This window comes from Rhodopirellula baltica SH 1, assembly GCF_000196115.1.
Classification (GTDB): domain Bacteria; phylum Planctomycetota; class Planctomycetia; order Pirellulales; family Pirellulaceae; genus Rhodopirellula; species Rhodopirellula baltica.
This window is the reverse complement of sequence record NC_005027.1, coordinates 2,882,597-2,895,327: the sequence shown is the minus strand read 5'-3', so window position 1 is coordinate 2,895,327 and position 12,731 is coordinate 2,882,597. Positions and strand designations below refer to the sequence as shown.

Annotated in this window: 9 protein-coding genes; 2 read left to right on the top strand and 7 right to left on the bottom strand. The window is 56.0% G+C overall.

Going from position 1 to position 12,731, the window contains the following annotated elements; all coding sequences use genetic code 11:
- Positions 1 to 139 precede the first annotated feature (139 nt).
- Positions 140 to 1,000, top strand: coding sequence for a hypothetical protein (locus RB_RS11180; RefSeq protein WP_231846408.1), 861 nt, complete (start codon positions 140 to 142; stop codon positions 998 to 1,000).
- Positions 1,001 to 1,086: 86 nt separating this feature from the next.
- Here the strand turns inward: RB_RS11180 and trpA are convergent, their stop codons facing one another.
- From trpA to RB_RS11160, 4 genes are all read right to left on the bottom strand, one after another.
- Positions 1,087 to 1,923 (bottom strand): tryptophan synthase subunit alpha, encoded by an 837-nt coding sequence (gene trpA / locus RB_RS11175; protein WP_164921878.1) that lies wholly within the window; start codon positions 1,921 to 1,923, stop codon positions 1,087 to 1,089.
- A 63-nt stretch (positions 1,924 to 1,986) separates the two neighbouring features.
- The gene (locus RB_RS11170; protein WP_011120511.1) at positions 1,987 to 2,475 is read right to left on the bottom strand and encodes a hypothetical protein; all 489 of its coding nucleotides are present in this window, start codon (positions 2,473 to 2,475) and stop codon (positions 1,987 to 1,989) included.
- 117 nt (positions 2,476 to 2,592) lie between these two features.
- The gene (locus RB_RS11165; RefSeq protein ID WP_231846407.1) at positions 2,593 to 3,906 is read right to left on the bottom strand and encodes an outer membrane protein assembly factor BamB family protein; all 1,314 of its coding nucleotides are present in this window, start codon (positions 3,904 to 3,906) and stop codon (positions 2,593 to 2,595) included.
- Between the two features lie 329 nt (positions 3,907 to 4,235).
- Positions 4,236 to 6,227, bottom strand: a complete 1,992-nt coding sequence (locus RB_RS11160) for a hypothetical protein (protein ID WP_011120507.1) — start codon at positions 6,225 to 6,227, stop codon at positions 4,236 to 4,238.
- A gap of 352 nt (positions 6,228 to 6,579) precedes the next feature.
- Between RB_RS11160 and RB_RS11155 the strand changes: the two genes are divergently transcribed.
- A complete protein-coding gene (locus RB_RS11155) occupies positions 6,580 to 7,752 on the top strand; it encodes a hypothetical protein (RefSeq protein WP_011120503.1) in 1,173 nt (390 codons plus the stop codon).
- A 5-nt stretch (positions 7,753 to 7,757) separates the two neighbouring features.
- Here the strand turns inward: RB_RS11155 and RB_RS11150 are convergent, their stop codons facing one another.
- From RB_RS11150 to RB_RS11140, 3 genes are all read right to left on the bottom strand, one after another.
- Positions 7,758 to 9,335 carry a hypothetical protein gene (locus tag RB_RS11150; protein WP_193427771.1) on the bottom strand — a complete coding sequence of 526 codons (1,578 nt, stop codon included), beginning with the start codon at positions 9,333 to 9,335 and terminating at the stop codon, positions 7,758 to 7,760.
- A 367-nt stretch (positions 9,336 to 9,702) separates the two neighbouring features.
- Positions 9,703 to 11,742, bottom strand: a complete 2,040-nt coding sequence (gene metG / locus RB_RS11145; protein ID WP_011120499.1) for a methionine--tRNA ligase — start codon at positions 11,740 to 11,742, stop codon at positions 9,703 to 9,705.
- Between the two features lie 153 nt (positions 11,743 to 11,895).
- Positions 11,896 to 12,663: a PIG-L family deacetylase gene (locus tag RB_RS11140; RefSeq protein ID WP_007325025.1), complete on the bottom strand. Its 768-nt coding sequence runs from the start codon at positions 12,661 to 12,663 to the stop codon at positions 11,896 to 11,898.
- Positions 12,664 to 12,731: the final 68 nt, after the last annotated feature.

Genomic DNA, 12,731 nt, shown 5'->3' with positions numbered 1-12,731 from the left:
TCGATTGTGATTCCGGTCTTTCGAAAAAGATCGCGAATTTGTTAAAGCCCGATGCGGCAAGCGACGACATGCGTCCGCCTTGCCGTTTTTCATAAGCAGATGACACGCAATCGGGCGTTCCAAGATGCGACTCAATTGGATGGCGAAGAAAACTATCGGGCGGACCTGTGCCGGCCTTTCGGCGGTCACCGCGCTCGGTCTGTTGACCGGTTGCCAGCAAACCAACGGGACCAACGGTGCCCCGATCAGCATGCTTCAGCCCGGCCAAGCTCCGGTTCAAAACCCGACGCTGCCAACGCTTGGCCCGTTCGGTGCCTCCGCCCGCGTTCCACCACCCGCGACGGGGTCGTATGGCCAAGTCAGCGGAACACCCGCAGCAGCAGCTAACTACGCACCCTCGGGAACCTACAACACAACTCCCGGCAGCGTGATTCCGATGAGTCACAACTCCAACGACTCGATTGGGTCCGGTATCGCGCAGGCGGGCGGAACGATGCCGGGCTCGATGACACCCGCCGCTCAAAACGCGAGCCAACAGTGGGTGGAAACCAACGCGGTTCAATCGAATCCTATGATGCCAGCGCCATCGGATGCTTCCAGTGGAGTTCGCAGCGGTGGCATGCCGGTGATCGACCTGACCGGAGCTCCTCCGCCTCCGGGCTATGTCCCGCAGGCCGCGAACGCATACCCGAACTCGTATCCGTCAACGAACATGATGGGAGCGAACAATGTCGCACCGCAAATGAATGTTGGTTCGATTTCGTTGCCCGGGCAATTGCCTGTCAGTCAATTGATGCCCTCGGCTCCGCCCGCTGTTCAAGTGTTGCAGTGGAACACCGCCTCGGCGCCCGTCCAATCGCCTCAGGACTCGTTTCAAGGCAACGTCGCAGTTCAGACCAATGGTGGGATGAATTCGGCCACGTCAGTTCAAGCAGCCGCGAATCAGCCAAGTTTTTCAACGGCTGATCGTCCGGTTCAATGGCGAGCACCAAATCGCTGAAGCAGGTTTCGTTTGCATCCGGCTTGAGCACTTCCCGACCACTCGTCGCCAATCCGCATTCTTCGCGGATGGTGAAATCGCGAGTGTTATGCCGCGTCGATTGCCTGTCGCAATGAATGGCAGAAATCACCGGCCTCTTCTGCGGCCGTCTTGACCGGATCAGCTCCGGAGCTCTTCGCCTTTTCGACCGCGTCGGCGACACGCCGGACGATGGCTGAGCCGACGATCAGGCCATCAGAAACAGGTGCGAGTTGTGCGGCCGTTTCCGGACCGCTGATTCCAAAACCGATGCAGATGGGCAATTCAGTTTGCTCACGCAGCCATCCGACGTTGTCCACCAAGTTGGTCGGCAAGGCGGTTCGCTCACCGGTGATCCCGGTCACGGAAACGTAGTACAGAAATCCGCTGGACAATTCCGCGATGCGGCATTGGCGGTCTCGGGTTGTGGTCGGTGTAACCAGTTGGATCAGATCAAATCCCTTCTCACGGCAGATTTTGCTCAGATCCTCTGCTTCTTCGACCAACAAATCAGGCACGATCGCGCCGCAGTACCCGGCTTGCATTGCCTGGTCGACGTACTTGGCCATGCCAATTCGGTAGATGATCGAGTAGCTGACCATCGTGACACGCGGCATCGCTTTGACTTTGGGATTTTCGGTCAGACGTTGACCCAGATCCCAAACGTGTTGAAGTTTGAATCCTGCGTCGAGTGCTCGTTGGTAAGACGCTTGGATGACCGGGCCATCCGCAATCGGGTCGCTGTAGGGGACACCGACTTCGCATAAATCTGCCCCGGCTTGGCGTGCTGCCGCGATCACCGCTTCCGTCGTATCGATGTTTGGGTCGCCAGTCGTCAGGAACGGCATCAAGGCTTTGCGGTTTTGACCACGAAGGGATTCAAACAGGCTTTGCAGAGGCGTCATGGATGGCGGATCGGCGTCAGGATGGGCGGACGGAACAGGTCTCAACGAATACAGCCGCCAAGCCTAGATTCCCGCGTGCGGATCGGCAACCAAGCCGCCGCCAAAGACCGGACGAGTCGGCACCGGATGAAAACGCGGCCAAGGCACCTCGGGTGGCTTTTCCGGTTCAGCATGAACGCCACCGGTGACCGGATCCAGGTCCAAAGGCATGACTCCGTCAATCACGCCTGAACCAACCTGACCAACATCTCCCTGATGCATTGGCCCGGTGCTCGCGCACATGACCCCGTGTCCGTCCGTGGGGACGACGACCGCTCCATCCTCGATCAGGCTTTGAGTGTGCTGAGCGGCCGTGTGGGGACGCCCGCGACGCCAATCACCAAGCAACCCACCATGGTCGTCGGGATCGTGCATTCGTTTGCTGGGAACGCCCAATGCCACGCAACCGCTCGTGCTGGCGAGCACGCAAATCAACAAGCACCGCGTCAACGAGCGAGCGATCTGGACTTGTCCAATCGGAGCAATGCGGTCGTGTGGATCGGAATGTGGCATAGCCAGTCCATCGACCGTTCCAGGTAATTTCTTTAGAAAAATTTGCCTGATCGGAAAAGTCTGCCAAATCACTCTGACGGGGCAGACTGACGCAGTCGCGCCGGGAGGCAATTGACGCTAGCGAACGCCCACCGCGATCAAGTACTCCTGACGCTGAGCACCTTTGCCCACGCCCGTACGAATGAGCAGGCGATCATCGACCGGAACAGGTGTCGCGAAGATAGAATCCCCCGTGTTGTTCTCGGCTACTAAATCAAAGCGGTCCGGGCTGGCTTTGAAGACGAAAATCTTTCCTTCTTCCGACCCAACGTAAATTCGATTGTTCACCAAGACGGGTGATGCGCTGATTCCACCACCAAACAATCGCGAGCGCCACATTTGTTTCCCGTCCATTGTCCGCCAACAGTAGGCGACGCCCGTGTCGGCCACGGCGAAGACGTAGTTGGGAATGGTCAACAACGACTGTTCATAGCACTTCACATTGTTTTCCCACTGCACGTTGTTGGAACTGCCGTCACCGAGAATGCACCAGGTGCCGGAGCCAGGGTTACCGCCGCTGGTCAGCACTCGACGATCGTCCCAAACCACCGTGCCGCAGATCGCGGCGGTGGCCGTGTCGACACGCCACAACTCTTTGCCCGTGGCGGGATCATAGGCGTTGATCATGTCGGCACCAGACAGCAGCACCATGTGCTGACCGCCGATTGTGGTCGCAATCGGAGTCGCAAAATTTAGGTTGGAGGGGCGTTCGACTCGCCAAGCGATCCGACCCGTTCGCGTATCGAGAGCAGCAAGGCAGCTGTCGGCACCGTCATATTCCGCTGCGACGATCAACAAATCGTCCACCAGGATGGGGCTGGCCCCGTAGCCAAACTGAAAACGCGAGGGACGAAAGTCGGCAACTTTCTTCTGCCAATTTCGTTTGCCATCCAGACTGAGCGATGTCACCACGATCGCGTCGTCGGTGTGAAACGAAACGTAGACGTTCTGTCCATCCGAGGCTGCGCTCGGCGAGGCATAGGAATTGTTCGAGTGAATCCGGTCCGGCAATGTTCCGCGATGAATCATCCAATTATCGACCATTCGTCCATCCGATCGATTGCATTTCATGAGCCGTTGTGTCTCGTCCTCTGCCACCGCCGTGGTCAGGAAGATGTGCTCGCCTACAACGATCGGCGTCGAATGCCCACGACCCGGAATCGCAGTTTTCCAAACAACGTTTTCGCCGCGTTCCAAATCCCATCGAACGGGAGCGTCCGCATCTGCCGCGGCGTGATTGTTACCGTCTGGACCTCGCCATTGTTTCCACTCCTCTGCACGAGACTGGGAAGTGAACGACAATCCTAAGACTGCCACGGTCAATCCGGTGAATGTGGCGTAGGCGAGGTTCCAAGTGCGGTTTGCGCCCAGATTTTCAGTGGTGCGATTCATGTTCCAAATCCATTGTCGGAAAAGAGAGTGTGAAGAGGAGAAGCATGCGAAGCGGTGGTTGCGAATGACGGGCAGCGATTGAGATGCCGTCTCCGGACCTTGAGACACTCGCATCGTCATGATTGAGCCGACCCGATATGGATGTCATCAGACATCGACGAGGTGGTCGTTTCGGTTCGCAAAGCTTTGCGTGTTACTGAGAGTAGGCTCCTCATGATTGGCAGACACCGTTGTCTGTCAATCAGTGGCCTACCCCATAACGACACGAGGTTGATGAGCACATTGCTATCAACCTCGCGTTGGGTTTCTTTTCTATCGTCGGGGTTCGCTCAGTTCACCGGCAAACCACCGCCCACTGGCAAACCGGCGTCACCTGCTGCTCCCGCAGGTGCACCATTTGGAAGTCCGGCACCGGCTGGCTGTTCGGAGGGTAGTCCACCCCCGCCCATGCCTGGCAATCCGCCGCCGAGGATACCATCGAAATTGTCACCTTCTTCATCCTCATCTGTTAGCTCGACACCCGCCAATTTTGCCAGGGAGACGCGTTGCTCTTCGAGGGAGTCCAACCACTTCTTTTTGTCGTCCAGTTGATCGTCATTGATGGCTTCTGCAATCGGGCGAATGTCATCGACCCATGACGTCAAGACTTTTTTGTCTTCGTCCGAAGCAGCCGCGATCAAACCGCGGGGGTTCTTCGGGATCTCAGCTTCGGGTGATCCAACGGCACCTTGCATGATTTGTTGCAGGACGTACGTGATTCGTCGGCGGGAAAGTGAGACTTCGGGTGGCTGGGGTTTCGCGGCCGGCATTCCGCCCATCATTCCCATTCCCATGCCCATTCCCATGCCTCCTTCCATCATCATGTCGGAGCCCATTCCCATGTCCATGTCCATTCCCCCTTCCATCATCGAATCCATCCCCATTCCCATATCCATGTCCATCCCCATACCCATTCCACCGCCCATCATGCTCCCGCCGGCGCGGCTTTTGTCCTTCTTCTTTTTCTTCTCTTCTTTGACGCCCAGGAATGTTTCAGGATTGGGCGGCTGCTTCACTGTCATCGTGGTATTCCGATCGCGTGCCTGCAATCGTTTCAGTTCTGACTCCACGGTGTCGAAAGCTCGTCGCGACCAGCTTTTTAAAACGCCGTCTGTGTCGGCGACTTGTCCTTTGAGTTGGGTCGTCATGTCGCCCAACTGAGCGGCCGAATACAGCGCGATCAGGTCGGGCTTTTCTTCGTCGGTGCTGATCGAAATCAACTGCTTGCCGAGCGATGTGTCGTCAGGTGTGCCGATGTAATGCAGAATGTCGACCGCCGATCGCTGCAAGTAAGCATGTGCTTTAGGGTCACGACCTTCGGGGGCCGGTGCATCGAGCAAATCCGTCATCAGCTGCGTCAGCTTGGCTTTCGGTGCATCCTTCAGCGAAGAGAATCCGTACATCGCAGTTCGATGCAAAGCTTGCAAAGCGGCCGCACGAACGCCGTCGACTTCCTCTTCGTTTTCGTACAGTCCGACAAGCGTGTTAAACAGAGGTGCAAAACCCGCGGCCAATGGCACTGGCGGACGACCCGTCGCTCCATCGTAAGGATTGCTATCAAGTCGTCCCAAGACCAAGATCGCATTTATACGAGCGGCAGGAATGTGGTTGCCTGTCGCAACCTTGTTCATTCCGTTGTAGATCCTCTTCAGCAATTCAGTCTTGCCAGGATTATTGATGCGTTGAGCGTTGGTGAGGGACTTCTCAAGCGAAGCCAGCATTGGACCCATTTTGTTCAGGTTTTCTTTGCGGACGATCTGGTAAGGAACGACGTGCTCCACATAAATCGTCGCGCCCCTCAGGACGTCATCCGTCAGTTGCTCTTTCTTTCGCGTTGACGACAAAGTTTTGGTCGCACGCTCGTAGCCAGCAATTTGTTCGGGACTCAGCTGAGCCGCCGGCGAGTCGATCACCTCGTATTTCTGGCCCGATGCGATTCCGCTGAACAGCCAACACAGCACCATGACCACGCACAGAATCCAAATTTGTCTGGCGCGTTGATGGTTGTAAACCTGACCTTTTGCATCTGGAACCGAGTGCGCTGAATTCAAATGCGCAGCGGCAGCGATGGGGCCAGTTGAATTGGATGGGGACGAGGTCGTTGTGACGTGTCGCAACGGAACACCTTCGGTGAGAAGAGCACGGCCGAAAAGGATCGAAACACGAATGTTTCGCGGATTCTTATTATTCACCGACTCACCGTCTCCCGTCAACGAAAATCCCGAATGTGCGAGCATTTGAGCGTTTCGCCTGGCTTCTCGCCGTTCGCCGGACACTTTCATCCGAGGTCCACGAAAAAAGGCGAGGCCGGCTCCGAAGAACCGACCCCGCCTCGCACGGGGGGACGCTTAATATTTGGGTAAGTCATGGTGCAGAGTGCGTCCCTCCGACACAAACAACCATAGTCCCGTTCCTGCGAATTTCGAGCAATTCGGTCTCGGAATCCGGCGTTCTGGAGCAGTCCATCGTTGCACGAGATGGTTTGTGAGGGTGGGAACGATTGTGACGTTTGGAGTCCCTGGCAATCCCGATTGATCGGAGTGACCCGCCGCAAAACTTTCCCAGCCTGAACCGGATCGATTGGAGTGGCGGTCAAAATTTGCCGATTGTTCCGATTGGAGGGGGGCCTCCGTCATGGATCATCGTTTCGCCCACGACACCGTCGTTCAGGCCGCGATCCATGTCCATTTCAATCCTTTGGGAACGGAAGTGACGGAAGTAGCAATGCAGAGCAACACCAACCGTTGGGTCGGCCATTTCGCACTGCGAACTGTGGAGCCGGTGGAAAATCAGGAGCCGGTGGCACGCCGTTGGCGATCCGCCTTCGTCGCAGGAGTCGCAGCTTTGGTAAGTGTGTGCGGTGGAGACGCCAACGCACAACGGCCGGTCGTTCCCGGGACGGGCATTGAGCTCGTTGGCGTGGCCGATGACTTCGAAGACGAATCTTGGCGGTATGTGCCGAACAACCCAAAGAGCACGGAAGACATTGATGAAAATCAACGTGCTCCGATGGGGAAAAGCACCAATGGCCGTTGGTACGAAGGCATCAAACGCGGCCATCCGGACGTGGTCGAGCGAGTTGCCACTCCTGCGGGCGGATTGCCCGGCAGCAAAGGCGCCCTGCTGATGCGGAGCAAGTTCACTGGCATCCCTGGGAATGCCAGCGGCACGATGCACCAAGATGACTTTATCGCCAACGTTCAGTATCGACTCAAGCGTCGCATCGATGTTTCTGAGGTGCCCAGCGTCACAACTCGAGTGTTCTTGCCGCCAGTGGTTGAGTGGGAAAAACGCAGCGGACCACACTTTGGTTTCCGTTTGGCTCTCGAAACGACGGCAATGATCGAGCAAGAGACCGGCTTCTTCAAACTCAAACGCAAAGAGATGGGCAACGAAATTTACTGGCCCGGAATGTTCATCGAGTTTGAGAGCAAGGCAGATAGCAGAAGTCGTAGCGAGGACTACGCTTACCTGCGAGTTCGTAGCAACCAACGAGGAGCTGACTTCCGCGGACCACAGATCACGACGACCGGTTGGTGGACGATGGGAATCAGCGTCACGCCTGATGGCATGGTGCACTACTACGCATCGCCAGGTGTGGAAGATCTGACGGAAGAAGACTACATCACCAGTCAATTCCCGTACGGTTACGAAGCCGAACGCATGCGGACGTTCTTCTACAACATCTGCAGTGCGGATGATGGACGTCGATGGAGTACTTCGTTCATCGTCGATGATCCAAAGGTGTTCTTGGTTCGACCCAAGGGCAAACAAATGGCAGGCCGCACCAGCAACTCACGTCGCTGAGTCGTTCAGTCCAGTTGTTCAACGCGGCACGGATAAAACGGCCGCGAATTTTCGACCAACTCCAACATGGTTTGGTCGTTCTGAACTCCGGTCCCCGGAATGCTTTCGTTGCTGATCGCTTTTCGATACGCGTTCAGCAATTGCTGCTTCTGGTTTTCCGGTCCGAAGTTCGCGGCAACAATGTTTCGGTTGTAGTCGATTATTTCGGGACGGGCGTCGGTCACCAATGCATCGCACAGTGCCGCATTCCGATCGCGAACTTCCTTTGCAAATCCGGAGTCGGTGTTGAAACGCACGAGCACTTCGATCTGCATCGCTGGTGTTAGTCGAGCGAAGTCGATCCACTCATTCGCATCGCTGATTGATTGGTCCGACGCGGAAGGCGATAGCGCGGTTTCAACGTCTCGGCGAACATCTTTCCAAGCGTCTGTCTTCGCATTTTGGAACTGGCGATTCGCCTCGGTGAGCCATGAGTGCGATCCGGGAATTTGGACCGCATCGTAGAGGTGCTCCAAACGCATTCCGTGGTTGATGAAGTCACCGGTCACGCCCGGTAGATTTCTTGCAACAACGCTTCGAGATGCTAGCCATGGTTCGAGAAAGACCATCCCGAACCCTTCCGCCACACTGGACGACACGACAACGCTCGCGGCCGATAAATTGTCGACGAACTGAATGTCCTCGTGGTGTGCGGCATTGAAAACGACGTTCTCGACGCACCGCTCAGCGACAGCTTGCCATCTCTCGTAAGACCTCTTTTCCATCGGAGTGTCTGGCATCAATGTCATTGCACCGATCGTGGGGCGACCAGCTAATTGGCACATCAACAAGAACTCGCCAAGGTTTTTTCGTCGAATGCCGCGGACGGGATACAACATCCAACGAAAGTCGGCGGGCAAATCAAATGCACGCTGAACTTTGTGAGTTGCGACTTCGAATTCAGGCAGCTCATCAGTGGGAAGACGGACGCTGTTGGGCAAGACATCGACGCGAGAACGATGGATTCCAAATTGCACCAACGTTTCGGCATCACCTGTCGTCAGCGTTGCGTAGGAAAGCCGGTCCCCATGTGGATAGAGGATCGCGTCGAGTTCGCTCGCTTTCTCGCAACCATGGGACTGTTTCAGGTAAGCCCAATTTTGAGGACGCTGGTCCTCGGCAAAGTCGTGAATTTGCAGCAAACATGAGTAGCCAAAATCTGCGAGATGTTTGATCACCAACGGCGATGCCGCGTTCTTGCCGAGACTGTGGTTGTGCCAGTGGACGACGGTCTCTTGACGAGTCCAACCCGCCTGACGGCATCGTTCATCAATTTCTCGAGCGGTGTGCTGGGCTTGTTTATCGTTTTGAGCTTGCTCATCAACATTCAGTGACGTGTCGCGAAGTGAATCGTATTCCAGTGACGCAATGCGCCAAATGGAAGCCGACGAGCGTGTCGTTTCCTGCAACCCCGATTGTCGAGGTCCGCTGACAAGGGCGACCTCGTCAATTTCGTCCGACCCTTGAAGACAGTGAACATGGTTGTCCACCACCTGGGTCACGCCGCCTCGTTCGAAATGACAATGCACAATGAGAATTTTCATCGCGGAAATTTTCACTGGTTGTCGGTCTCAAAAGGGGCAAGGCGTTTCAGTGACGGAGGTCGTGCGGCGTTGCTTCGTCCTTCGACTCGCTTCGCTCACCCTCGCGAAGGTCGTGCAGTTTTACTTCACCCTACCGTTGGGAGGGGCGGACCGTTTCGGGCCGGGGAGGGTTACTCGCTGGATTCAATGCCGAGCCCTCCCCTCGCTTTGCTCGACCCTCCCAAGGGGAAGGTGATGATAAAAGCATGGCAATACAACAGTTTTAAAAACTGCACGGCCTCCTCAGAGTGAGGGTGATGGTTGAGGGGAGTAGCCGCTTGCTTGGTGCGTTCTTTTTCACAGGCTGGAAACCTATGCCACACTGGGGTCAGTGGACTCGTTGACCAGGCAGTGCGCCTTCGTCGATTCCAAGGACGAAGACTTCTTCGCCGCCGGGGCCCGCTGCGGTGACCATGCCTTCGCTCAAACCAAAACGCATCTTTCGTGGTTTGAGGTTAGCGACCATCACGACTAATCGACCAACCAGCTTTTCGGGGTCGTACGCGGCTTTGATTCCGGCGAAAACTTGACGGGTTTCATCGCCGCCCAAACCCAAGGTCAACTTCAAAAGCTTGTTGGCTTCTGGCACATGTTCCGCGGAAAGCACTCGAGCGACACGCAAGTCGACCTTCATAAAATCGTCGATCGTGATTTCATCGGCGAGTGGTTCATCCTTGAGTGGTTGATCACTGTCGTTGAACGGGTTGGTGGCAGCGGCACCCGTTTCTTGAGCTGCTTCGTCTTTGCTTTCTTCCATCATCGCTTCGAGATCCTCAGTTTTAACACGGTCCATCATACGTTGAAATTTGTTGACGCCACGGTCGACCAGTGGCGTTTGGCTTTGTTCCCATGACGTGATCGGTTCTCCGAGCAAGTCACCACATTTTTTTGCCAGTTCGGGAAGGACAGGGGCCAGGTAAACGGCCAATTGTCGGAACAGATTCAATGCGACCGTACAAACGTCTCGCAGTTCGTCTTGTCGTTCCGGGGCTTTGTTCATTTCCCATGGTTTGGCATGTTCGACAAACGGGTTTGCCGCGTCGGCCAATTCCATGATCAAACGCATCGCTTTGGAAAATTCACCGTCTTCATAGGCGGAGGCAATCTCGTCACCTTTCGCGGCTGCGGCTTGGAACAGCCCACCATCCTCGGGATACGATGGTGCCAATCCCGTGCGGCTGGCAAATTTGCCAACACGGCTGGCGAGGTTGACGACTTTGCCGACCAGGTCAGAGTTCACCTTCTCGACGAACTCATCCACTCCTAGGTCCAAATCTTCCACTCGCGAAGACAACTTGGTGGCGTAGAAATATCGCAGTGCGGATGGATCGATGTGTTTCAGGAAAGTTTCAGCTTTCACGAACGTTCCATCGCTCTTGGACATCTTCTTGCCGTTCACATTCAGGAATCCATGAATGTGGACCTTGGTAGGCAGTGAGAAGCCGGCGGTCTTGAGCATGCCCGGCCAAAACAGCGTGTGGAAGTAAGTGATGTCCTTGCCGATGAAGTGATGGACTTCGCAGTCATCGCTTTTCCACCAATCGGCCAAGTCTTCACCGTTGGCGTCGCACCACTGCTGCGTGCTGGCGATGTATCCGATTGGAGCGTCGAACCATACGTACCAGTAATTACCTGGTGCATCGGGAATTTCGAATCCGAAGTATGGAGCGGGTCGACTGATGTCCCAGTCGCGAAGCTCATCGGCCAGGAAATGACCTTTCAAGTAGTTGGCGGTTTCTGGTTGCAACGCACCCGAGTTGGACACCCATTCGGAGAGGAAGTCGTGCAGTTTTTCCAATTCCACGAACAGGTGTTCGGCTTCTTTGATGATCGGTGTGGCACCGCTGAGTGTGCTGACGGGATCGATCAGTTCGGTGGGACTGTAAGTGTGTCCGCAATTGCAGTTGTCGCCTGCTTGGTTGGGCGTACCGCATTTGGGACATGTGCCACGAACGAAACGATCGGCCAGGAATGTCTCGGCTTCCGGGTCGTAGAGTTGCTCCACACTCCGCTCGACGACCAGATCCGCGTCTCGAAGTGATTTCCAAATTTGATGGCAAAGCGTCCGGTTTTCTTCGCTGTTGGTGCTGCCGTAGTGGTCGAATTCAATTCCAAAGCCCGCGAAATCGCGTTGGTGAGCTTCGCTCGTTTCCTCGATCAATTCAATTTCAGAACGGCCTTCTCCGCGGGCACGGATCATGATCGCGGTGCCGTGTGTGTCGTCGGCGCAAATGTACAAACAACGATTGCCTCGCAATTTCTGAAACCGTACCCAAATGTCGGTTTGCAGGTATTCCACCAAGTGGCCGATGTGGATCGGGCCGTTGGCGTAGGGCAATGCAGCGGTAACGAGCAGACGACGCGTCATGAAAGCAGTTGTCGGTGTGGGGAGCGAGGGCTTCGGCGTTACCCACGACCCATTTTCGCGACGCGGGGTTCACCATCCGAGGTCGCGATTGTGACAAACCACCGCTGAATCGAACAGCACCAGCCGCCGAAGTCCATGTTCAGCGCAATCCGACTACAAATTCATCACCGTCTTGACCAGATCGCTGACCGAATAGGGATGAGCCGAGGCGAACGCTTCTCCGGCCCAACATCCCGCTTGTGACCCGGTGACCAATGCCGCCGCACGCACCCGCTCGGCGATCTTGGGTTTGTGGGCGAATTGACTGTCGTAGGCAGTGATCGAAGCCAGCTTCTGTTCCAGACAATCGCCGATGTCGACGATCAGATGATGGGACTCGCCGGGCATCACATCCGGTTCAAACGCCAAACGGAAGTACAGCTGGCGAGCGACCGCGTGAACGGGCACTCCATCGAAGTGTTCGTCCCAACGACACAATCGGCTGTAAAACACGGCCGCATCGGTGATCTGCATCGCTTGCCAGTGATCCGGTGACGCCATCGGCGTTTTCTGGCCAAACCCAATCACGATCCGAGGTCGAAACCGTCGGAATTGCCGAGCAAGCGCAATCCTTGCAACAAAACCATCCATCAAGATTCGATTGGGTAGGTTCAGTTGAATTCGAGCGTGAACCCCCAGGCACTCGGCGGCTCGGACCGACTCCGCCATTCGAGTCTCGACGTCGGGGCAATGAGGTGTCGGTTCACCATCGGTTAAATCGATGATGCCGACGCGATAGCCCTGGTGGACCATTTTCGCGAGCGTTCCACCGCAGGCCGACTCAACGTCGTCCGGGTGAGCCCCGACCGCAATCACATCGAGTGACTGCGTCGGATCGTCGGGAAGAAGGAGATCGCTCGGTGCAGGAATGGCTTCGTTCATGCAAACCAGCTTAAAGCCGCGGGCATCGTCGAGACAGGTCCCAACGATGCCCGAATCCGTCAGAGTGA

What these genes read in the sequence shown, in the direction of transcription:
- RB_RS11165 (WP_231846407.1), bottom strand. Translation starts at nt 3,906, where the DNA reads ATGAATCGCACCACTGAAAATCTGGGCGCAAACCGCACTTGGAACCTC.
- RB_RS11170 (WP_011120511.1), bottom strand. Translation starts at nt 2,475, where the DNA reads ATGCCACATTCCGATCCACACGACCGCATTGCTCCGATTGGACAAGTC.
- RB_RS11150 (WP_193427771.1), bottom strand. Translation starts at nt 9,335, where the DNA reads ATGAAAATTCTCATTGTGCATTGTCATTTCGAACGAGGCGGCGTGACC.
- RB_RS11155 (WP_011120503.1), top strand. Translation starts at nt 6,580, where the DNA reads ATGGATCATCGTTTCGCCCACGACACCGTCGTTCAGGCCGCGATCCAT.
- metG (WP_011120499.1), bottom strand. Translation starts at nt 11,742, where the DNA reads ATGACGCGTCGTCTGCTCGTTACCGCTGCATTGCCCTACGCCAACGGC.
- trpA (WP_164921878.1), bottom strand. Translation starts at nt 1,923, where the DNA reads ATGACGCCTCTGCAAAGCCTGTTTGAATCCCTTCGTGGTCAAAACCGC.
- RB_RS11140 (WP_007325025.1), bottom strand. Translation starts at nt 12,663, where the DNA reads ATGAACGAAGCCATTCCTGCACCGAGCGATCTCCTTCTTCCCGACGAT.
- RB_RS11180 (WP_231846408.1), top strand. Translation starts at nt 140, where the DNA reads ATGGCGAAGAAAACTATCGGGCGGACCTGTGCCGGCCTTTCGGCGGTC.
- RB_RS11160 (WP_011120507.1), bottom strand. Translation starts at nt 6,227, where the DNA reads ATGAAAGTGTCCGGCGAACGGCGAGAAGCCAGGCGAAACGCTCAAATG.